This window comes from Lentilitoribacter sp. JB5-8 (genome assembly GCF_055693385.1).
Genome location: NZ_CM146332.1, coordinates 129,314 through 150,292, shown reverse-complemented (window position 1 = coordinate 150,292; position 20,979 = coordinate 129,314). Strand labels below are relative to the sequence as shown.

The window sequence follows — 20,979 nt, the reverse complement described above, 5'->3', positions numbered from 1 at the left end:
AAAACTAGTCTAGCAAAATGCCAGGTTGTTTTGGCTCTTCGGGTGCTGCAGGCTGTGCTACAGGTTCTGAGACCGATGCGGGTGCAATCAAATCTGATTTACTGCCACATGCAGACAAAACGCACATAAGAGCGGCTAGCACGATTGTTAGTCTTGAAAGCTTCATGAGCTGTGTCCTTTGTAAGGCTTAAACAAGTGAGCAACCTTTTAACGAAAAAATCGGCACAAAGCACCCCTTTTTTTGTTCGTGGTTTTATAAAAAAGGGGTGTGTGCTTTGCTTAGTTTGATAGCCAGCTTTTTGATTTCCAATATTTGATCTGTTCGCGCACATTATCAGGTGCTGTTCCACCAAAGCTTTTGCGTGATGCGACTGAGGCTTCTACCGTTAATACAGAATAGATGTCTTCGGTGATCGCACTGTTGATTTCTTGCAATTCAGAAAGCTTGATTTCGTGCAATTCAATACCCTGTTGTTCTGCAAGGGCGACAGCTGCACCTGTTGCATGATGGGCATCACGGAATGGAAGTCCAGCTTCACGCACAAGCCAATCTGCTAGATCTGTTGCCGTTGAGAAACCGGAGCCTGCAGCTTTCTGCATTGCGTCTTTATTCACATGCATATCAGCAACCATGCCTGCCATTGCAGCCAGCGCAAGTTCTAGGCTGTTTGCAGCATCAAAAACTTGCTCTTTGTCTTCCTGCATGTCTTTTGAATAAGCAAGTGGAAGCCCTTTCATTACTGTTAGAAGGCCAACCATCGCACCATTAATACGACCGGTTTTTGCGCGGACCAATTCAGCAGCATCCGGGTTTTTCTTTTGTGGCATAATCGACGAGCCGGTTGAAAACGAATCTGACAGTTTTACAAAGTTAAATTGCGGCGTTGACCAGATGACAATTTCTTCTGCAAGGCGGGACAAATGCGTTGCGCAAATTGTTGCTACAGACAAATATTCCATGGCGAAATCACGGTCCGATACGCTATCCAATGAGTTACGCGTTGGTTCTCTGAAACCCAGTGCTTTTGCTGTTTGGTGACGGTCGATTGGAAATCCTGTGCCAGCAAGTGCCGCAGCACCTAATGGGCATTCGTCCAATCGGTCGATACAATCTAATACACGAGATAAGTCGCGATAGAACATTTCAACATAAGCTAAGCAATGATGACCGAAAGTAACCGGTTGTGCTGTCTGCAAATGCGTAAAGCCCGGCATAACCGTATCAGCATGCTCTTCGGCACGGGAAACAAATGCTGAAATTAGTTGTTCTAAGAGTTTAGCTGTTTTGCCCAATTCAGCTTTTACCCAAAGGCGGAAATCAAGCGCGACTTGATCATTACGAGAGCGGGCTGTGTGCAAGCGCCCTGCCGTCGGGCCGATTAATTCGCGCAAGCGTGCTTCAATATTCATATGAATATCTTCAAGTGCACGAGAATACTCAAACTGACCACATTCGATCTCTGACAAAATTGTGTTCAACCCGTGAGTGATTTTGTCGCGATCTTCTGCCGAAATTATGCCATTATCTGCAAGCATTTGTGCATGAGCCATTGAACCTTCAATGTCTTGCGCATATAGCTTTTTATCAAATCCTATGGAAGCGTTGATCTCTTCCATAATAGCATCAGGCCCGGAGCCAAAACGGCCACCCCACATTTTGTTCGAAGATTTGTTATTTTCGTTTTCGGACATTTTTTAAAAGACCTCGGAGAATTGTATGACTGAGCAAAGTAATCGTAATCGCAGATCCAAAATTCTTGGAACCATTTTGTTGGTTGGCGGAATTAGCTTGGTTGCGGCTGGGGTATACGTGATGATGGGGGGTATGGCAATGATACAATTAATACCGCCAGCACAAAAACCGACGCTAATGTGGTGGTAAAGGCCGCTGAGATTGGAAAAAGCGCTCAGGGCGACGTTGCTGCAATGATCGCGCTAGAAGATGCTAAATTGATGCCAGAGCATCAATTTGTCGATCCGGATGGTAATGTGCAATCGCTGGATATGTTCAAAGGCAAGATCACATTGGTCAACTTATGGGCGACTTGGTGTGCGCCATGCCGTGAAGAAATGCCAGCGCTTTCAGAATTGCAAACTGCCAAAAAAGGCGCGGATTTTGAAGTGGTCACGATCAATATTGACCGCGGCGATCGCAATAAGCCGGAAGGTTTTTTAAACGAGATTGGCGTTGATAATTTGCCGCTCTATCAAGATAGCACAATGGGTATTTTTAATGCTTTGAAAAAAGAAGGCATTGCGTTTGGCCTGCCGGTCACGCTGCTTGTTGATGAAAATGGATATATCATGGCATCTATGAATGGGCCGGCCCATTGGTCAAGCCCAGATGCGCTTAATTATATTGATGCTGCGATCGCTACGAAAGAAACTAATATTAGTGCGCTTAATTAGATAGCTTTCTTAGCGCGTAGGAACTGGTGCCTCACCGCTATAATCATAAAAGCCTTTGCCTGATTTGCGGCCTAACCATCCGGCTTCAACATATTTAACCAGTAACGGGCAGGGGCGATATTTCGTATCAGCCAATCCTTCGTGCAGCACTTGCATCACCGATAGACACGTATCAAGACCAATAAAATCTGCAAGTTCAAACGGCCCCATTGGGTGGTTTGTGCCAAGCTTCATGCCTTGATCGATCGATTGAATAGACCCAACACCTTCATGAAGCGCATAAACCGCTTCGTTGATCATCGGCAGTAATATCCGGTTGACGATAAAGCCGGGGAAATCTTCTGAAACAGTTACGCTTTTACCCAAGGAAACGGCAAAATTATTGGCCGCATCAAAGGTTTCATCGCTTGTGGCGATACCTTTGATGAGTTCGACGAGTTTCATCAAAGGAACAGGATTAAAGAAGTGAATGCCGACGAATTGTTCTGGTCTGTCGGTTGAAGCCGCAAGACGGGTTACAGATAGCGACGATGTGTTTGTCGCCAATATCGCATCAGGTTTTAAGATTGGGCAGAGCGCTTCAAAGATTTTCTTTTTGATCGCTTCATTTTCTGTGGCGGCTTCAATCGCCATATCGCAATCTGATAGTGCGGTTAAATCTGCTGCTGCTGAAATGCGTGCCAATGCAGCAGTTTTATCTGCTTCGGTTAGTTTTTCTTTTGCAACCTGGCGGCTCATGTTTTTATCGATGCTGGCGAGCGCTTTGTCGATTTGATCTACTGATACATCATGGATGAGCACATTATAGCCTGATAATGCACAAACATGAGCGATACCGCTGCCCATTTGTCCTGCACCAATAATGCCAACCGTTTTGATTTCAATAGCCATGATGATGTCCACTTTTAAATTAAAGAATTCGTGCGCAATTTATATTGCGTTGCAAAAAAAGCAATCCTGCTCTTTTTGATGATAAAAAATGGCCAGCAAACGAATTTGCCGGCCATGATATTTTTCTTCGAATTTGAAACTTAGCTTAAAGCGCTTTTTCAAGTTCAGGCAGGATGTCAAAGAGGTCTGCCACAAGACCGTAATCAGCAACCTGGAAGATCGGTGCTTCTTCGTCTTTGTTAATCGCAACGATAATCTTACTGTCTTTCATACCGGCTAAGTGCTGAATAGCGCCTGAGATCCCGGCTGCAATGTAAAGATCCGGTGCAACCACTTTACCCGTTTGGCCAACTTGCCAATCGTTTGGTGCATAACCGCTATCAACCGCTGCACGAGACGCGCCAACTGCAGCACCAAGTTTATCTGCAACAGGTAGAATAACTTCTTCAAACTTCTCAGCTGAACCCAATGCACGACCACCCGAGATGATGATCTTTGCAGATGTAAGTTCAGGACGATCATTTTGAACAATCTTATCTTCAACAAATGAAGACAGACCAGAATTACCTTGACCAGCAACGGCTTCAACACTTGCAGAACCACCTTCTGCAGCATCGGCAAATGATGCTGTACGAACAGTGATCACCTTCGTTGCGTCAGATGATTTAACAGTTTGAATAGCGTTACCTGCATAAATTGGACGCTTGAAAGTATCAGCTGCAATCACATCGGTGATTTCTGAGATCTGCATTACGTCCAACAAAGCCGCGACACGTGGCATGTAGTTTTTACAAGACGCTGTTGCCGGGGCGATTACACAATCATAATCACCGGCCATTGATACGATCAAATCAGCCATTGGTTCAGCAAGTGCGTTTGCATATTCATCTGAATCAGCAAGTAGAACTTTGCCAACACCTGAGAGCTTAGCAGCTGCATCAGCAACGCCTGACGCGCCTTTGCCTGCAACAAGGATATGCACATCGCCACCAATTTCAGTGGCGGCTGTCAGTGCTTTTGCAGTTTGATCGGAAAGAGCTGAATTATCGTGTTCAGCAACAAGAAGAGTAGTCATCATTGTGCTCCTTAGATTACACCAGCTTCGTTTTTCAATTTATCGACAAGCTCGCTCACAGAGTTAAGAACAACACCTGCTTTACGTGCTTCTGGTTCTTCTGTGGTGACCACTTCCAAACGAGGGGCAATATCAACACCCGTATCAGCAACAGTTTTCTTATCAACTGGCTTCTTCTTGGCTTTCATGATGTTTGGCAAGGACGCATAACGTGGCTCATTCAAACGAAGGTCTGTAGTGACAACCATTGGCATTTTAAGAGAGACAACTTGCATGCCGCCATCAACTTCACGGGAGACTTCTGCAGTATCGCCATTGATTTTAATCTCTGAGGCATAAGTTGCCTGAGACCAACCAAGCAATGCTGCTAACATCTGGCCTGTTTGGCCAGCATCATCATCAATCGCTTGTTTACCAGCGATAACGAGATCAGCGCCTTCGCTTTCAGCAACTGATTTAAGGATTTTAGCAACAGCAAGAGGTTCAACCAATTCATCAGTTTCAATTAAAACACCGCGATCAGCGCCCATGGCCAAAGCTGTACGGATTGTTTCTTCTGATTTTGCAGGCCCGATTGAAACGGCAATCACTTCTGTTGCAGTGCCGGCTTCACGCAAACGAAGAGCTTCTTCAACAGCAATTTCATCAAATGGGTTCATTGACATCTTAACGTTTGCCAATTCTACACCAGAACCATCCGGTTTAACCCGAATCTTAACGTTGTAGTCAACAACCCGTTTCACGGGTACGAGAACCTTCATTTTTAATCCTTCTCATCAATTTTCTTAAAGCAAATTATTGCTTTACAATAACATCAATTTAATCGGCGACATCAATAGATTTATTCTATAGATATTGGGGGAATTGGGCCCAAAATTCGCCGCTTGGCAAATCAATAATCGTATAATTATAGACAAGTCAAACCAAATTCACGCCAATGGTTGGATCTGGCGGCGATTCGTCTCAATAAATGGAAATAAATTGACAAATTACGGGACGTATCCCAATGGATCGATAGATATTCTTTATCGATCGCGCAGGATGATATATTGCGCTGTTTGTTTTAAAATTTCGTTTTCGCAGTTCATATCATCGAGTGTCTTACTGGCATCTTGGGCCAAATGCTTCAATTGCTCTTTTGCCCAATCAACACCATGCAAACCAACGAGTGTCGCTTTGCCAGCATCTGCATCCTTGCCGGTGTTCTTACCCATTGTTTGTGTATCTGACGTGACATCTAGCAGATCATCGGCAAGTTGAAAGGCTTGGCCTGCGATTTGCCCGAATTTTGTCATGCGGGCGTAATCGTTCGTATCGGCGTTGCCGATAATCGCGCCAGCTTGGCAGGCAAATCTGATCAATGCTCCGGTTTTCATTTGCTGCAATGTAATTATTCCGGCTTCATCAGGCTTGTTTTTTTCTGCCGCTAAATCGAGCGCTTGTCCACCGACCATACCGCCAAGTCCAGCGGCTTGTGCAAGCTCTGAGATAAGTTTGACTTTTGCCGAGGCATCCAAAGGAGTTTCATCGGATGCGATAATATCAAATGCGAGCGTGAGTAAACCGTCTCCGGCTAAAATTGCCGTCGCTTCGTCAAAAGCAATATGAACGGTAGGCTGACCGCGGCGCAGATCATCATCGTCCATGGCTGGTAAATCATCATGGACCAGAGAGTAACAATGAATACATTCAAGTGCTGTTGCAACACGCAACGCCGCATGTTCATTGCCACCAAAAAGCCGTGCCGATTCGATTACTAAAAACGGACGCAATCGTTTGCCGCCATTGAGCGATCCATGGCGCATAGCGCGCATTAAATGTTCAGGGCGGGCAATTTCACTGCCGTGGATTTTATCAGACAAGACAGATTTCAGCTCAGCTTCAACAAGCTTTGCAGCTTCTGCCATGCGCTGCTTAAATTGATTTTGACTTTGATCAGACATGGAGCCCTATTGCCACGGCATTTTCGATTGAGCAATCTTTTCTTTAAGAAAAGTGCTTGTATTACTGGAAATTCGAGCGTTGGTGCACTAGAGCTAAGCTCGCGATCTTAACGATGCGCAAAAAAGTGTAATATCGCAAAACATTTTATTGGGGGCTGCCCTTGGCAAAGGCTGGCAAGAAAAAGCAAACGAAGTCGAAGTCAAAATTTGTGTTTCGCCAATTTATGTTGAAGTGGCTGAAGCGTATTGCGATCTTGGTGTTGATTTTATTGCTTACGCCTTATGTGCTGATTTTCGTTTACAAAATAGATGGTGTGAAACCGATTTCTACTCTCATGTTGAGTGAAACATTTACCGGCCGCTCTTATGAGCGCTCTTGGGTTGATCTAGAGGATATCGCACCCGTTGTTATTCAATCTGTAATGATGTCGGAAGATGGTCAGTTTTGCGCGCATTCAGGCGTTGATTGGGATGCGATCAACATTGTGATCGAAGAAGCGCTGGAAGGTGAAGCTTCCCGCGGTGCCAGCACGATTGCTATGCAAACTTCGAAAAACCTGTTTTTGTCTCAAACCCGCTCGGTCATTCGAAAAGGGTTGGAAATTCCCCTTGCACTCACATCGGACTATGTTTGGGGTAAAGAGCGGATGATGGAGCTATATCTCAATATTGCGCAATGGGGTCATGGAGTTTATGGGATTGAAGCTGCGGCACAAACTTATTTTGGACGTTCAGCTAGTAAATTGACCCGCAAACAGGCCGCATTGTTGGCAGTGACGCTTCCCAATCCAATCCTGCGAAATCCAGCCAAGCCTTCAAATGGTCTACGGCGGTTGGCAAATCGGGTTGAAAAGCGCGCCCGCCAGTCTGGCGCATACATCAAATGTATTTATCCTTAGATCAAATTATTTCGCTGGTGTTTTTATAAGGTGTTGCCGATATTGCATGAAATGCAATGAGGTAAATCATGTCTGATCTGAAGCTATATATTGGTAATAAAAATTATTCATCCTGGTCGTTTCGTCCATGGATTGGGTTGAAAGTATTGGGCGTCGACTTCACTGAAGAACTGATCCCATTTGATATGGCGGCGGGCAATCCGAAATTTAAAACCTTTTCGCCAACAGGCAAGGTTCCTGTCTTAATTGATGGTGATCAAACGATTTTTGAATCGCTTGCGATATTAGATCATTTATCACGTAAGTTCCCTGTCAAAGGATTTTGGCCTGAAAGTGCTAAAGCGCATAGCCACGCGATGGCAATATCGTGTGAGATGTTGGGTGGTTTTTTTGCCCTTCGCAATCAATGCCCGATGAATATGCGCCGGCCAATTGTTAAAATGGAACAAGATGAGGCCTTGGAAAAAGACGTTTCTCGTGTTGAGAAAATATGGACGGATTGTCTTACTCAGTCGAATGGACCATTTTTATTTGGTGATTTTTGCATTGCAGATGCGATGTTTGCCCCTGTTGTGAATCGTTTTGAGGTTTATAAGCTAAGCGAAAATAAAAAAGTATTGGCTTATATAGAGAGCATGAAGTCACTCGATGCCTGGCAGGAGTGGGAGAAAGCGGGAAAAGCCGAGCCTTGGATTGTTGAAGAAGACGAAGCTTAGCGGTATATTGGGCGTAATTGGTTGGTCTAAAGAGCATTGATATTCGTTTTATTGGTCAGATTGAAAAAAATCTTTCGAGATCCCACTGGTCAAACTCGCAAAGTCAATGTATAAGCCGCGCCAATTCCCAATTTTGGCATCACGTCCATTATGGCGGTATAAACTGCCTAACCTCGTGTAATGCCCGTTATAATGGAGTAGAAAATGGCTGTACCAAAGAAGAAAATTTCGCGCTCAAAGCGCGGCGCACGCCGTTCAACAGACGCGTTGAACGCGCCGTCATATGTTGAAGATAAAGATTCAGGTGAGCTTCGCCGCTCACACCACGTGGATCTTAAAACTGGCATGTATCGCGGTCGTCAAGTTTTGACACCAAAAGAAGACGCATAAGCTCTTTTTTCGATATCAATGAATTCAATCAGGCTAGCCTTACGGCTGGCCTTTTTGTATGAGATATATCAAGCAATCGATTTAACAATCATATCAAAGAGAGATAAACATGCTGGTAGCTATCCCTTTAATGATCATTCCGCTGATTTTATATAATGTTGTAATGTTGGGGCCAGGCTCCGGTATTGGCGGGTTGGAAAACCATATTTTGGAATTGCCAATGCTGTCTGGTGCGACATGGATTTTAAATGTCGGTGATCTATTTATTTTAATCGCGTTGGTGTTGTTGTTTATTGAGATCATGAAAGCTACCCGTACGGGCGCATTTTCCGTGGTCGATCATTTATTGTCGACATTTGTGTTTATCGCATTCTTGCTGGAGTTTTTATTGGTGCAAGGAGCAGCAACACAGGTGTTCTTTATTTTGATGGTCATCGCATTTATCGATGTGATTGCAGGATTTTCTGTTTCGATCAGATCCGCAGGACGGGATGTATCTATCGGTCTTTAGTCCAAATACAAAGACTTGAACAAATGTTGGGCGGTTTTTAAACCGCCCTTTTTTATCTTTATGCCTTAGCCCGCGTCAGCCACAAAGCCAGCATCTTCAATCCCTGCAATTGCTGCGGCTTCATCATTATCTGATACATCACCGGATATTCCAACAGCGCCGAGTATTTCGCCCTTTTTATTTTTGACCAATACGCCACCTGGCACAGGGACAATATTGCCGCCAGAAACACCGGACAATCCTTCAAGGAAATGCGGACGTGATGCAGCTTGTGCGTCCAACCAGCGAGAACCCACACCAACTGCAACAGCGCCATAGGCTTTGCCCTTCGCTACTTCAAAACGCATATTTGACGCGCCGTCTTGGCGTTGGAACGCTTTAACGTGACCGCCGGCATCAAGCACGACAACGGCCAACGGTTTTAAACCAAGCTCTGAACCCTTTTTTAAGGCAGATGTGATCATTTTATTCGCTTTGGAAAGACTGATTTGCATGTTTGTTACTCTTTATTCGGTTGGGATTGATGAAATTTCAGCTATAATTGATAGCGATTGTTGAAAATCGAGTATATAGACGTTCGCACCCTAAGTCATTTGTCTGTATTTGATTAACATTATTTCCAAGGGAGAAATAATATGCGCTTGTTTGACAAACCTGGTCGTTCACAGGTTTTTGCTGATAATGGTATGGTGGCAACATCGCACCCTCTTGCGTCATCAACTGCACTCAGCGTATTGCGCGAGGGAGGATCAGCTGTCGATGCTGCTCTAGCTGCTTCTTTGGTGTTAAGTGTTGTCGAGCCGCAAATGACCGGCATTGGTGGGGATTGTTTTGCGATTATTTCGGACCCTTCAAAAGGCATGCATGCCATTAATGGATCCGGTCGTTCAGCGGCAGGTGCCAACATTGAGTGGTACCAAGAAAACGGTTTTACTGAAATCTCAGATGCTTCCGCACATTCTGTAACGGTGCCTGGCGCGCTTAAAGCGTTTGATGAAATGCATCAAAAATTTGGATCGCTGGGTTGGGACAGGTTGTTCACAGATGCAATCGATATTGCTGATAAGGGGTTCTTGGTTTCACCACGTGTAGCTTTTGATTGGCAAAAAAACGTAACGCCTTTGAGTAAAGATGTTGGCGCTTCTATGCATTTGCTACATGACGGTGCTGCACCTCAAATGGGTGATCGCGTGCAGTTTACTGCATTGGCAAATAGTCTAAGATCCATCGCAAAGGACGGCATTGAGGCTTTTTATAAAGGTTCTATCGCTGCTGAGATCGCAGATACAGTTCAGTCAAAAGGTGCTTTTTTAAATGAGGATGACCTTGGTGCAGTTACCGCTGATTGGGTTGAGCCAATTTCAACCAAATATACCGGTCATCAAGTATTTGAAATTCCACCTAATGGTCAGGGCATGGTCGCACTGATCATGATGAATTTGATGGAGCTGCTGGATGTACGTTCCATGGACCATGATAGTCCGGAGCGGTACCATCATGAAATCGAGATCGGGCGCGTGGCTTATGCTGTGCGCGATGCGATGTTGGCAGATCCTGCCCATATGACTATGTCGGCTGAAGAACTAACATCGATGGATTTTGCAAAAACGCTTTATCATCAGATAAGACCGCTGAAGCGCAATCCAACGATATTATTGCCAGATTTGCCGAGTTCGGACACTGTTTACTTGTCTGTGGCTGATAAAGATGGACAAATGGTGTCGCTCATTTATTCCATCTATACTGATTTTGGTTCTTGGATTGTCACGCCCAATTCGGGGATCGTGCTTCAAAGTCGCGGGGCGTGTTTTAACACAATACCAGGACATCCAAATGCGATTGGACCATCTAAGCGTCCATTGCACACTATTATACCTGGGTTTGCGCTTAAAAATGGTAACCCCGCATTTTCATTTGGCGTTATGGGCGGTGCATACCAACCCATGGGTCAGGCCCATGTATTTTCCAACCTTGTTGATCATGGATTTGATCCACAAGCTGCACTTGATCATCCGCGCATATTCTGGGCACTTGACGGAGTGCTGGAAGCTGAAAGCGAGATATCTCGAGCCGTCATTGGCGGGCTTGAGGCTCGCGGTCATGAGATACGCCAATCCAATACACCAATTGGTGGCGGGCAGATTATTCAAAGAGATGAACGCGGTTATTATTGCGGCGGGTCTGACCCTCGCAAAGATGGCTTAGCGATCGGTTATTAAAAAACGCCATGATATTGTTTGACGAATATCACGGCGTTTAATTCATTACAGACAATTTCGATCTAGCTGAATTTATCCAGCTTGCCTTGTAGATCTTTTAATTGAGCTTTCAACTCATCAATGTCATTGGCTTCTGGTTTTTCTGCCTCTTCAGCTGCTTTTTCTCCTGTTGGTAAACCGAAGGGTGAAAACATAGACATTGCCTGCTGGAACATTTCTGTGTTGCGTTTGACCTGTTCTTCGATCATTTGCATTGGTGCTTTCATATTCGCCATCATTGGATTTGCATCCATTGATTTTGACATTTGATCGCGAAATTTCTCTTGCTGATCTGTGAGCGCTGACATGGAGTGTTCTAAATAACTTGGCACAACCATTTGCATTTGGTCGCCATAAAATGAGATCAATTGTCTCAAGAATGACACGGGTAACAAAGTATTACCGGTTTTCGCTTCTTGCTCAAAAATGATTTGTGTCAATACAGAATGGGTAATGTCTTCGCCAGATTTGGCGTCGTTAACAGTGAAGTCTTCACCTTTACGAACCATCTCAGCCAAATCTTCCAGTGTCACATAAGCACTTGTACCTGTGTTATATAAACGCCTGTTTGCGTACTTCTTGATAACTACAGACTCATTCCCGCTCATCTGACCCTCCTAAATGCAAATTACGAAATACTTTCGTAGACCCTAACGTAAAAATATCGTTCCTGCCAAGTCTATTGTGCAACGCGGTTAATTTGTGTAAGTAAATGCTGCGCTGCAGCATAAACACAGCTTGACGGACAGTGTTAGTATTCGCTTATATGATCAACAGATCTGTGTGCGAACACTTATTAAGTTTGATGGGAGCGCGAACGCACGCTGCGTTCAGGGAAAATCAGTCTGATTTATAAGGGATATATTTATGGGTAACTCCTCAATTGTAATCGCCAGCATTGCTAGAACTGCTGTTGGCTCTTTTAATGGTTCATTTGGTAAAACACCGGCACACGAATTGGGTGCTGCGGCCATCACCGGTGCTTTAGAAAAAGCTGGCCTGGAAGCGGGTGTGATTGATGAAGTTATTCTTGGACAGGTTCTAACAGCTGGCATGGGTCAAAATCCTGCGCGCCAGGCAGCGATGGCTGCAGGGGTTCCGAAAGAAGCTACAGCTTGGGGATTGAATCAGGTTTGTGGTTCTGGTCTTCGTGCGATGGCGATTGGCATGCAACAGATCATGTCAGGTGATGCTGATATCATCGCAGCTGGTGGTCAAGAATCTATGTCACTTTCAACCCATTGTGCGCATTTGCGTGCCGGTACGAAAATGGGTGATTTGAAAATGGTTGATACCATGATCAAGGACGGTTTGACCGAAGCGTTTTACGGCTACCATATGGGTAACACTGCAGAAAACGTTGCTAAGCAGTGGCAACTATCTCGCCAGGTTCAAGATGAATTTGCTGTGAACTCACAGAATAAAGCCGAAGCTGCGCAAAAAGCTGGCAAGTTTAAAGACGAAATTATTCCTTTCACAATCAAAGGCCGCAAAGGCGATACAATTGTTGAAGAAGACGAATACATCAAACACGGTGTAACAATCGATGGCGTTGCAAAACTTCGCCCTGCATTTGATAAAGAAGGTACTGTAACAGCTGCAAATGCTTCTGGTTTAAACGATGGTGCTGCTGCTGCAATTTTGATGTCTGAAGATGAAGCTAACAAGCGCGGTATTAAGCCAATGGCGCGTATTGCATCTTGGGCGACAGCTGGTGTTGATCCGCAAATCATGGGTACTGGTCCAATCCCTGCTTCACGTAAAGCACTTGAGCGTGCTGGTTGGTCTGTTGGCGATCTTGATCTTGTTGAAGCCAATGAAGCATTTGCTGCGCAAGCGTGTGCGGTGAATGTTGACATGGGTTGGGATCCTGAGATCGTGAATGTCAATGGCGGTGCGATTGCGATTGGTCACCCAATTGGTGCATCTGGTGCGCGCGTGTTAACAACACTGCTTCATGAGATGGAGCGCCGTGATGTGCATAAAGGTTTGGCAACACTATGTATCGGAGGTGGCATGGGCGTTGCGCTTTGCGTAGAGCGTTAGGCAGCCATTACATAATCGCACGGGTATAAATTGGAGGAACCTGCTAGATAGGACCTAGTTAAATTGCTAGGGGGCTTCTAGCAGGTACAAAAAAAGGGACGATTTAGACATGAGTAAAGTAGCATTGGTGACAGGTGGATCACGTGGCATTGGCGCAGCAATTTCGATTGCTTTGAAAGCTGCGGGTTACACAGTTGCAGCAAATTATGCAGGCAATGATGAAGCGGCAGCAGCATTTACCGCTGAAACAGGCATTAAGACATATAAGTGGTCAGTTGCTGACTATCAGGCCTGTGCTGACGGTATTGCAAAAGTTGAGGTAGATCTTGGTGACATCTCTGTTCTTGTCAACAATGCCGGTATTACTCGTGACGGTATGTTCCACAAAATGACTCCTGAAAAATGGAATGAAGTCATCAACACCAACCTTAATGGCGTGTTCAATATGACTCACCCAATTTGGCCGGGCATGCGTAATCGTAAATTTGGTCGCGTGATCAATATCTCTTCTATCAATGGTCAAAAAGGTCAAGCTGGTCAGGCTAACTATTCTGCAGCGAAAGCAGGTGACATTGGTTTGACACGTGCGCTTGCACAAGAAGGTGCTCGTGCTGGCATCACAGTAAATGCCATCTGCCCAGGCTATATTGGCACTGAAATGGTCAAAGCGATTGACGAAGATGTTTTGAACAAGCATATCCTTCCATTAATCCCGGTTGGCCGTTTGGGTGAGCCTGAAGAGATCGCACGTTGTGTTGTCTTCTTAGCATCTGACGATGCCGGCTTTATCACTGGCTCAACAATTTCTGCCAATGGTGGACAATACTTTACTTAAGACTTTATTAAGTTTTTGCTTAGAAAGGCGTCTCTTCGAGGCGCCTTTTTTAATGCTCTCTTAACAGAGGTTAATAGGCGCACCGTTCCGTTCTTAAAAGACCCTTAATTTTTTGATCGCTTTAGTGTTGGCTATCGTTGATTTCACCACATATAGCGGTGAACGAAACGGGAAACTTTCAATGTCAGTGATTCGTCGCTGATTCGTTCCGCCTTTGGTCCAATTCTTAACGCAGTTAAATCAAATTTAATTAAAATTTTAATGAATTATTTGGCTTCATAAATTTTCAGTTAATGCCGTTTCGTTACATCTTCCATTACATCGTCAAAGTCTTGTTTCTATTTACGTTAACCTTTTGAGATAAATAACTTTAAAAGTTAACATGGCTTTGGCGCTATTTTGTCACAATATCGCGATATTGAACTAAATGTAGCGGTGAACGAAACGAGAAACTTCCGATGTCAGTGATTCGTCGCTGATTCGTTCCACCCCTGTTCCAAAGGTTAATCTTTTCAATCGTTAACATCGATCAAAGACGCGTTTTTGGGTATGAACCTTTACGCCATTATGTTAGCAATATAGCTCGATTTTAGAGTTCTGGTGATGAATAGACATTCCGAAATTTCAGTGAGCAATTTGAAGCAAAGTGAGAGCTCTCCGCTCATCCTGTCTGGACGTGGGGTGACGGCTGTGTTGGGGCCAACCAATACCGGTAAAACCCATTATGCGCTTGAACGTATGGTCGCTCATAAATCTGGTGTCATTGGATTGCCACTCCGGTTGTTGGCGCGCGAAGTTTACCAGCGTCTTGTCTTGCGCGTCGGTGAGGGCGCGGTCGCGCTTGTCACAGGCGAGGAAAAGATCAGTCCAAAAAATGCCCGTTATACCGTATGCACAGTGGAAGCAATGCCGCGCCAAACAAGTGCTGAATTCGTGGCGATTGATGAAGTGCAACTTGCCTCTGATTTGGAGCGTGGCCATGTTTTTACAGATAGGCTGTTGCATTTAAGGGGAACCCAGGAAACGCTGTTCCTTGGGTCGGATATTATGCGAAATGTGTTATCCAAGCTTTTGCCGGGTATTCACATCATGGAGCGTCCCAGATTATCAAAGCTGGAATATGCAGGATCAAAAAAGATTTCTCGGTTAAAGCGCCGTTCTGCGGTTGTCGCGTTTTCCGCTGAAGAAGTTTATGCAGTTGCTGAATTTATCCGTCGTCAAAAAGGTGGTGCTGCCGTTGTCTTAGGTGCCTTGTCTCCGCGCACGCGCAATGCGCAGGTTGAGCTCTATCAAAACGGTGATGTTGATTACCTTGTTGCTACCGATGCCATCGGCATGGGACTTAATTTGGATGTCGAACATGTCGCTTTTGCTCAGGACCATAAATTTGATGGCTTCCAATATCGCCCGCTAAATATTGCCGAACTTGGACAAATAGCCGGGCGTGCCGGGCGACATGTTCAGGATGGTACGTTTGGGGTTACAGGACATGCAGCTCCGTTCAGCGATGAAACAATTGAACGACTTGAGGCGCATGTATTTGAACCGGTAAAAATTTTGCAATGGCGGTCTAAGCAATTTGACTTTTCCTCACTGCAAGCGCTCAAACAAAGTTTAGAGAAGGTGCCAAAGGTGGAAGGGTTGACCAAAGCGGTTCCAGCCGTTGACCAAAGGGCGCTAGAGTTTCTATCACGTGATGATGAAATTATTTCTCTGACAGAGCGCGCAGAAAATGTTGAACTTTTGTGGGATATATGCGCATTACCTGATTATAGGCGCATTGCACCGGCGCAACATGCAGAATTAATTGCGGTACTATTTAAAGACCTTGTTCATAAAGGTGCCGTGAATGAAGACTATATCGCCAGACAGATAAAATTACTGGACAAAACTGATGGAGAAATTGATACGCTTTCCGCGCGAGATCGCACAAATAAGAACATGGACTTATGTGGCAAATCATCCCGGTTGGCTTAAGAATTTTAACCATTGGCAGGAAAAAACACGAGAAATAGAGAACAATTTATCAGATGCACTTCATGAAAGGTTGACGAAACGCTTTGTAGACCGCAGGACATCTGTGCTGATGAGGCGTTTAAGAGAGAAGACGATGCTAGAAGCAGAAATTAGTGTAAATGGCGACATGTTCGTCGAAGGCCATCTTGTTGGACAACTAACAGGATTTAGATTTGTACCGGACAGCTCCGCTGAAGGTTTAGATGCCAAAGCCGTGACTGGCGCTGCGCAAAAAGCGCTTGCGATAGAGTTTGAAGCACGTGCTGCGCGATTGCATGCTTCCGGCAATAGTGATTTTGCAATTGGTAATGATGGAACTATTCGTTGGATGGGCGAACCGGTGGGTAAGCTTACATCCGGCGACAATGTTTTGCGTCCAAATGTTGTGTTGTTGGCAGACGATCAAGTTGCAGAAAATGTTCGTGAATTGGTTACCGCGCGCATCGATCGTTTTGTTAATCATCATATTACAACAATCTTAAAGCCGCTTGATGAACTTTCTCGCGCAGAAGATATTGATGGTTTGGGGCGTGGGCTTGCTTTCCAATTAGTTGAGAGCCTAGGGGTTTTGTTCCGACGCGATGTTCATGAAACGGTGAAAAGCATCGATCAAACAGCCCGTGGTGTTTTGCGTCGTTATGGTATCCGTTTTGGCGCCTATCACATCTTTATGCCTGCCTTGCTTAAACCTGCTCCTGCAGAGCTAGTAACATTATTATGGGCGATTAAAAATGATGGATTTGATAAGCCCGGTTATGGTGAGATCATCCCAGCTTTAGCTGCTGGTCGTACATCATTGCCGACCGAGCAGAGTTTTGAGCGTGAATTTTATCGTCTTGCCGGTTTCCGTTTCTTAGGTAAGCGTGCTGTTCGGATTGATATTCTTGAGCGTTTGGCAGATCTTATTCGCCCGGCGCTTAGCTGGAACCCAGGTGATGCGCCTCGCCCAGAAGCCGGCTATGATGGTAAATCCTTTATATCAACACCTGCAATGCTCTCAATTTTAGGTGCAACTGCCGAAGATATCGAAGAAATTCTGAAAGGTCTTGGTTATCGTGCAGAACCGGTAGCAGCGGATGTTGCAAAAGCGCAATTGGACGGTGTGTCATCTGATGCAGATGGTTCCGATGCTGGTCCTGTTGTTGAAGTTGTTGCTTCAAAACAAATTGCAAAAGCTGACGATGTGGCTGAAGCAACATCATCTGATACGATCAATACTGAGGCAACTCAAGAAGAAGCTTCAGTAGTTGAAGGTGATGAAGCGCCTAAGCCTGTCTTATTATGGCGTCCAATGGGCCGCAGTGATCGCAGTCGTTCACGCCCTAATCAGGGCAAAGGTGGGGCTCAAAATCCTGGAAACCGCAATCGCGGTAAAGGTGGCAAAGGCTCTTATAAAGACGGTAATAAAACACGTCATAATAAGGGTAAAAATGCGGGCGGGAATAATCGTCCACCGCGTAAGGACAAGCCACTTGATCCAGATTCACCATTTGCAAAATTAGCTGCTTTGAAGGATCAGATGAACAAGTGAGTTTAGAACCCGTTGCAAAACAACGTGTTGATAAATGGCTATTTTTTGCCAGGGTTGTCAAATCGCGAACCCTGGCAGGAAAACTTGCAGAAGCTGGAAAAGTAAGAGTTAACTCCAATAAAATCAGTTCAGCGAGTTATCAGGTTAAAGTCGAAGATGTTTTGACGATAACTTTAGAGCGAAAAATTCTGGTTTTGAAAATCCTCGCGCCGGGTGAAAAACGTGGACCCTATATTGAAGCCAAAGAGCTTTATGAGGATCTATCACCAGAACCTGTAAAGCAGGAAAAAGCGACCTTTGTACCAGCTCCCGCCCAGCGTGAACCAGGCTCCGGGCGGCCAACGAAAAAAGAGCGCCGTGAGATGGACAAGTTTCGTTCAAAGAGTTAGTTGAAGGCCGTTGGTTTTTACACTGAGTTTAACGTTTGAAATATGCGTCTATTATGCTAGCAGTTTGCGGAACATATTTCCTTGCATTGCCTAAATAAAGCATTTACCCAGATGCTTTAATGAATAAAAAATTCCGGAGTTCTAAGTGACTTATATCGTGACTGAAAATTGCATTCGCTGCAAATATATGGATTGTGTTGAAGTCTGCCCAGTTGACTGTTTCTATGAAGGTGAAAACATGTTGGTTATTCACCCTGACGAATGCATTGATTGTGGTGTTTGCGAACCTGAATGCCCGGCTGAAGCTATTTCTCCTGATACAGATTCTGGTCTTGATAAATGGCTTAAAATCAACACCGAATATGCTGAGAAGTGGCCAAATATTACAGTTGCACGTGAAGCGCCTGCTGATGCAACTGAAATGGACGGTGTTGCTGATAAGTTTAAGCAGTTCTTCTCTGAAGCTCCAGGCCAGGGCGATTAGTTCGTTACAACGAACCAATAAGGGTAATGTGATCGTTACCAATTATTATGGTAATTAACCATTTTTTAAGACCTTTGGGACTGTAAAACGCCAAGGCGTTGAATTTTGGTGTTTTTTGTGTTATTGTGCACGTCTAACAACAAGAGTTTGGCAAACGAGGCATTACATACCATGACCATTTTAAAACTATTGGCATGGTAATCTCACGATAATTTAAAATCATACTCGCGCTAGTGATCAACTGCGGACGGGTATGTTTGTTTGTACTCAGATAGTTGGCGGTCATCTTTTGCGGGCGTATCGCAAAATTATAATAAGAGTTTCTCGGAGCCAGTATTTCGGGAAATGTAGCAGGGAGTGTTTGTACACAAATGGCAACCCAAGTAAAAAAATCTTCTACGCGTCAAGGCTTTAAAGTCGGTGAATCTATTGTTTATCCAGCTCACGGTGTGGGCCAGATTTCTGCTATCGAAGAGCAGGAAGTTGCAGGATATTCACTTGAGCTTTTCGTAATTGATTTCGAAAAAGACAAGATGCGTTTGAAAGTTCCAGTGGCAAAAGCTGTTTCAATTGGTATGCGTAAGCTATCTGAAACAGATTTTGTTGAGCGTGCTTTGAAAGTTGTTCAAGGTCGTGCTCGTATTAAGCGGACAATGTGGTCTCGTCGCGCGCAGGAATATGATGCGAAAATCAATTCTGGTGATCTTATTCAGATTGCGGAAGTTGTTCGTGACCTTTATCGCGCAGAGAACCAGCCTGAGCAATCTTACTCAGAGCGTCAGCTTTATGAAGCTGCACTTGATCGCATGGCTCGTGAATTGTCAGCTGTTCAGAAAATTTCGGACACTGAAGCTATTCAGTTGATCGAAGTGAATTTGAATAAAACACCGCCTGCAAAGCGTAAGAAAGCTGAAGACGGTTCGGAAGAAGCTGCAGCTTAAATTATTTACTAGTTGAATTTAAAGAACCCGAAGCGCTCTGAAATGTTCGCTTCGGGTTTTTTGTTTGATTGTGACCAGGTTATTCTGCGACAATCTTGATCAATGAGCCTGGTTGTAAGGCAGCGCCGGGGTTCAGCGCATTTAAAATCCGTAATTGTTCTTCTTTACGAGAATTAACCTGCATGCGTGCTGCAATGGAAGCAATGCTATCACCCGGTTGAACCTGTATTACGCGTATGCGCAAGGGTCGAAGGTTTTCAATCTCACCTTGGGTTAGCGCTTTAAATGTTCCAGAAATATTGCCGGCAATTAGCAATGAGCGTGCTTTGTTACGTGGAACTGCGGTTAAGAACCTATAATAGAATTCCTTATACTGGATAATGGTGACATCAAAAATCCAACGATCGGCTTTTGCGCGCGCCGTTAATGCAGGCAAGCCATTGATTGTGGTGTCTTTAATTGAAGATGCATCTAACCCTTTAATCCAACCACTTGAAATATAAGACCGCAAGGTGCTGCCATTTTCTATTTCTACAGCATCAAATTGTGTTGCAATATCATTTGGTCCATTTGCCAATACTGCATCGCTGGTATTGTCGATCTCAAAACCTTTTGGCACATCAAATCTGATCCCTAGGCCAGGGTGAAGAAATGTTTGTCCTCGCACGTAGCCATGTTGTGCGTTATCGCCAAAAGTCAGCCCATCAATATCCGTTAGGAAAGCTGTTCTATTGGTGATTTTGGCATTGGCGTTTTTAAATCTTTCAGCATGTTGTATGGCTGCCGCCCGTCTTTTGGGTGTTGAAGGGTGACTTGATAGAAAGTTTAAACCAGATGGGCTTTTGCTATTAAACGTACTGTAGGCTTCTAAAGACTTTAAAAATCTCACCGCGGCGTAAGGGTCATATCCAGCCTGCGCTAGCATGCGAATGCCGATCTCATCAGCTTGAAGTTCTTGTTGGCGAGAGAATGCTGCAAGCCTTAATTTGCTGCGCGCTAGAACACTAGAACTTGCAAGTCGCCCCGTGAGAATTTCTGAAACAACTTGTCCGGCGATTAAAGCTGCATCCTGACGTTGCTGTCGTTGAACGCCATGATTTGCAATGACATGTGCCATTTCGTGCGAAATCACCGCCGCCACTTCAGCTTCGTCATTAGCAAGGGCAAGTAAGCCGCGGGTTAAATAAAGATATCCGCCAGGCAGTGCGAAGGCATTAACATCGGGGAGTCTAAAATTGTGATGCGATAAGATTGAAGCGGATTCTCTGATACTGTTGTTAGGATTCCAACAATCCGCGCAACCATCTTGGATGTACCAAAATCTTGATATTCACCGCCGTAACTTGCTAAAATTTTGGGATGTTGGGCAGCGCCTAGTTTGGCGCGCTCATCGTTTTGTTGCACCGTGTTGACAGTTTGGGGGGTGTCAGATGGCGCAAAATCTGCTTCAAGATCGCTTGCCGTGATGCAACTTGTTAGAACCAGTCCCATACCAACCAACGCAAACCAATTCCGCATGCTCATTAATGCATTCGGTTTTGTGTATTGAATTGGGTTATGGATATTTATCTTCATCAATGGTCTAACGGATCTAGCTGATTTGAGGGCTACCGTAGCTGTATTTGCATAAAATTCCTAGCGGTAG

At 44.8% G+C, this 20,979-nt stretch carries 20 protein-coding genes and 2 pseudogenes; 12 read left to right on the top strand and 10 right to left on the bottom strand.

The annotated features are described in order from the left end of the window. Window positions 1-4: 4 nt before the first annotated feature. Window positions 5-166 (bottom strand): hypothetical protein, encoded by a 162-nt coding sequence (locus ACZ1GZ_RS00735; protein ID WP_472666513.1) that lies wholly within the window; start codon window positions 164-166, stop codon window positions 5-7. Between the two features lie 113 nt (window positions 167-279). Beyond that, window positions 280-1,692, bottom strand: a complete 1,413-nt coding sequence (gene argH / locus ACZ1GZ_RS00730) for an argininosuccinate lyase (RefSeq protein ID WP_472666512.1) — start codon at window positions 1,690-1,692, stop codon at window positions 280-282. A 25-nt stretch (window positions 1,693-1,717) separates the two neighbouring features. Between argH and tlpA the strand changes: the two are divergent. Next, window positions 1,718-2,409 (top strand): annotated as a pseudogene (gene tlpA / locus ACZ1GZ_RS00725) (thiol:disulfide interchange protein TlpA). A 9-nt stretch (window positions 2,410-2,418) separates the two neighbouring features. On the opposite strand, the gene ACZ1GZ_RS00720 reads toward tlpA, so the two are convergent. The 4 genes from ACZ1GZ_RS00720 to ACZ1GZ_RS00705 all read right to left on the bottom strand — a co-directional run bounded on the left by ACZ1GZ_RS00720 (window position 2,419) and on the right by ACZ1GZ_RS00705 (window position 6,318). Next, entirely contained in the window at window positions 2,419-3,294 is an 876-nt protein-coding gene (locus ACZ1GZ_RS00720) for a 3-hydroxybutyryl-CoA dehydrogenase (protein ID WP_472668204.1), read from the bottom strand. Between the two features lie 151 nt (window positions 3,295-3,445). After that, window positions 3,446-4,375 carry an electron transfer flavoprotein subunit alpha/FixB family protein gene (locus tag ACZ1GZ_RS00715; protein ID WP_472666511.1) on the bottom strand — a complete coding sequence of 310 codons (930 nt, stop codon included), beginning with the start codon at window positions 4,373-4,375 and terminating at the stop codon, window positions 3,446-3,448. A gap of 11 nt (window positions 4,376-4,386) precedes the next feature. Then, entirely contained in the window at window positions 4,387-5,136 is a 750-nt protein-coding gene (locus ACZ1GZ_RS00710) for an electron transfer flavoprotein subunit beta/FixA family protein (protein ID WP_472666510.1), read from the bottom strand. Window positions 5,137-5,400: 264 nt separating this feature from the next. Continuing rightward, the gene (locus tag ACZ1GZ_RS00705; RefSeq protein ID WP_472666509.1) at window positions 5,401-6,318 is read right to left on the bottom strand and encodes a polyprenyl synthetase family protein; all 918 of its coding nucleotides are present in this window, start codon (window positions 6,316-6,318) and stop codon (window positions 5,401-5,403) included. A gap of 224 nt (window positions 6,319-6,542) precedes the next feature. On the opposite strand from ACZ1GZ_RS00705, the gene mtgA reads away from it, so the two are divergent. The 4 genes from mtgA to ACZ1GZ_RS00685 all read left to right on the top strand — a co-directional run bounded on the left by mtgA (window position 6,543) and on the right by ACZ1GZ_RS00685 (window position 8,834). Continuing rightward, window positions 6,543-7,217 carry a monofunctional biosynthetic peptidoglycan transglycosylase gene (gene mtgA / locus ACZ1GZ_RS00700; RefSeq protein WP_472668203.1) on the top strand — a complete coding sequence of 225 codons (675 nt, stop codon included), beginning with the start codon at window positions 6,543-6,545 and terminating at the stop codon, window positions 7,215-7,217. Window positions 7,218-7,285: 68 nt separating this feature from the next. Next, complete coding sequence (locus ACZ1GZ_RS00695; protein WP_472666508.1) at window positions 7,286-7,933, top strand: glutathione S-transferase family protein; 648 nt, start codon at window positions 7,286-7,288, stop codon at window positions 7,931-7,933. A gap of 204 nt (window positions 7,934-8,137) precedes the next feature. Continuing rightward, window positions 8,138-8,323: a 50S ribosomal protein L32 gene (gene rpmF, locus ACZ1GZ_RS00690; RefSeq protein WP_472666507.1), complete on the top strand. Its 186-nt coding sequence runs from the start codon at window positions 8,138-8,140 to the stop codon at window positions 8,321-8,323. A 109-nt stretch (window positions 8,324-8,432) separates the two neighbouring features. Beyond that, window positions 8,433-8,834: a hypothetical protein gene (locus ACZ1GZ_RS00685; protein WP_472666506.1), complete on the top strand. Its 402-nt coding sequence runs from the start codon at window positions 8,433-8,435 to the stop codon at window positions 8,832-8,834. Window positions 8,835-8,899: 65 nt separating this feature from the next. Here ACZ1GZ_RS00685 and ACZ1GZ_RS00680 read toward each other — a convergent pair whose 3' ends face one another. Further along, window positions 8,900-9,328 (bottom strand): GlcG/HbpS family heme-binding protein, encoded by a 429-nt coding sequence (locus ACZ1GZ_RS00680; RefSeq protein WP_472666505.1) that lies wholly within the window; start codon window positions 9,326-9,328, stop codon window positions 8,900-8,902. A gap of 141 nt (window positions 9,329-9,469) precedes the next feature. On the opposite strand from ACZ1GZ_RS00680, the gene ACZ1GZ_RS00675 reads away from it, so the two are divergent. Further along, window positions 9,470-11,053, top strand: coding sequence for a gamma-glutamyltransferase family protein (locus ACZ1GZ_RS00675; protein WP_472666504.1), 1,584 nt, complete (start codon window positions 9,470-9,472; stop codon window positions 11,051-11,053). A gap of 62 nt (window positions 11,054-11,115) precedes the next feature. Here the strand turns inward: ACZ1GZ_RS00675 and phaR are convergent, their stop codons facing one another. After that, the gene (gene phaR, locus ACZ1GZ_RS00670) at window positions 11,116-11,700 is read right to left on the bottom strand and encodes a polyhydroxyalkanoate synthesis repressor PhaR (RefSeq protein ID WP_472666503.1); all 585 of its coding nucleotides are present in this window, start codon (window positions 11,698-11,700) and stop codon (window positions 11,116-11,118) included. 259 nt (window positions 11,701-11,959) lie between these two features. Between phaR and ACZ1GZ_RS00665 the strand changes: the two genes are divergently transcribed. From ACZ1GZ_RS00665 to ACZ1GZ_RS00640, 6 genes and pseudogenes are all read left to right on the top strand, one after another. Beyond that, window positions 11,960-13,138, top strand: a complete 1,179-nt coding sequence (locus tag ACZ1GZ_RS00665) for an acetyl-CoA C-acetyltransferase (protein WP_472666502.1) — start codon at window positions 11,960-11,962, stop codon at window positions 13,136-13,138. Window positions 13,139-13,247: 109 nt separating this feature from the next. Continuing rightward, window positions 13,248-13,973 carry an acetoacetyl-CoA reductase gene (gene phbB, locus ACZ1GZ_RS00660; RefSeq protein ID WP_472666501.1) on the top strand — a complete coding sequence of 242 codons (726 nt, stop codon included), beginning with the start codon at window positions 13,248-13,250 and terminating at the stop codon, window positions 13,971-13,973. A 603-nt stretch (window positions 13,974-14,576) separates the two neighbouring features. Continuing rightward, a pseudogene (locus ACZ1GZ_RS00655) lies at window positions 14,577-17,520 on the top strand (helicase-related protein). Further along, on the top strand, window positions 17,517-17,909 hold the full coding sequence (locus ACZ1GZ_RS00650; protein ID WP_472666500.1) for an RNA-binding S4 domain-containing protein: 393 nt from the start codon (window positions 17,517-17,519) through the stop codon (window positions 17,907-17,909). The pseudogene ACZ1GZ_RS00655 and the gene ACZ1GZ_RS00650 overlap by 4 nt, the downstream one beginning before the upstream one ends. 145 nt (window positions 17,910-18,054) lie before the next feature. Beyond that, complete coding sequence (gene fdxA, locus ACZ1GZ_RS00645; RefSeq protein WP_472666499.1) at window positions 18,055-18,393, top strand: ferredoxin FdxA; 339 nt, start codon at window positions 18,055-18,057, stop codon at window positions 18,391-18,393. A gap of 371 nt (window positions 18,394-18,764) precedes the next feature. Continuing rightward, complete coding sequence (locus ACZ1GZ_RS00640; protein ID WP_472666498.1) at window positions 18,765-19,334, top strand: CarD family transcriptional regulator; 570 nt, start codon at window positions 18,765-18,767, stop codon at window positions 19,332-19,334. A 79-nt stretch (window positions 19,335-19,413) separates the two neighbouring features. On the opposite strand, the gene ACZ1GZ_RS00635 is transcribed toward ACZ1GZ_RS00640, so the two are convergent. Both ACZ1GZ_RS00635 and ACZ1GZ_RS00630 read right to left on the bottom strand, forming a co-directional pair. Beyond that, window positions 19,414-20,538 (bottom strand): M48 family metalloprotease, encoded by a 1,125-nt coding sequence (locus ACZ1GZ_RS00635; protein ID WP_472668202.1) that lies wholly within the window; start codon window positions 20,536-20,538, stop codon window positions 19,414-19,416. Beyond that, window positions 20,514-20,858 carry a hypothetical protein gene (locus ACZ1GZ_RS00630; RefSeq protein ID WP_472666497.1) on the bottom strand — a complete coding sequence of 115 codons (345 nt, stop codon included), beginning with the start codon at window positions 20,856-20,858 and terminating at the stop codon, window positions 20,514-20,516. Before ACZ1GZ_RS00630 ends, ACZ1GZ_RS00635 begins: the two co-directional genes overlap by 25 nt. Between the last annotated feature and the right edge of the window lie 121 nt (window positions 20,859-20,979).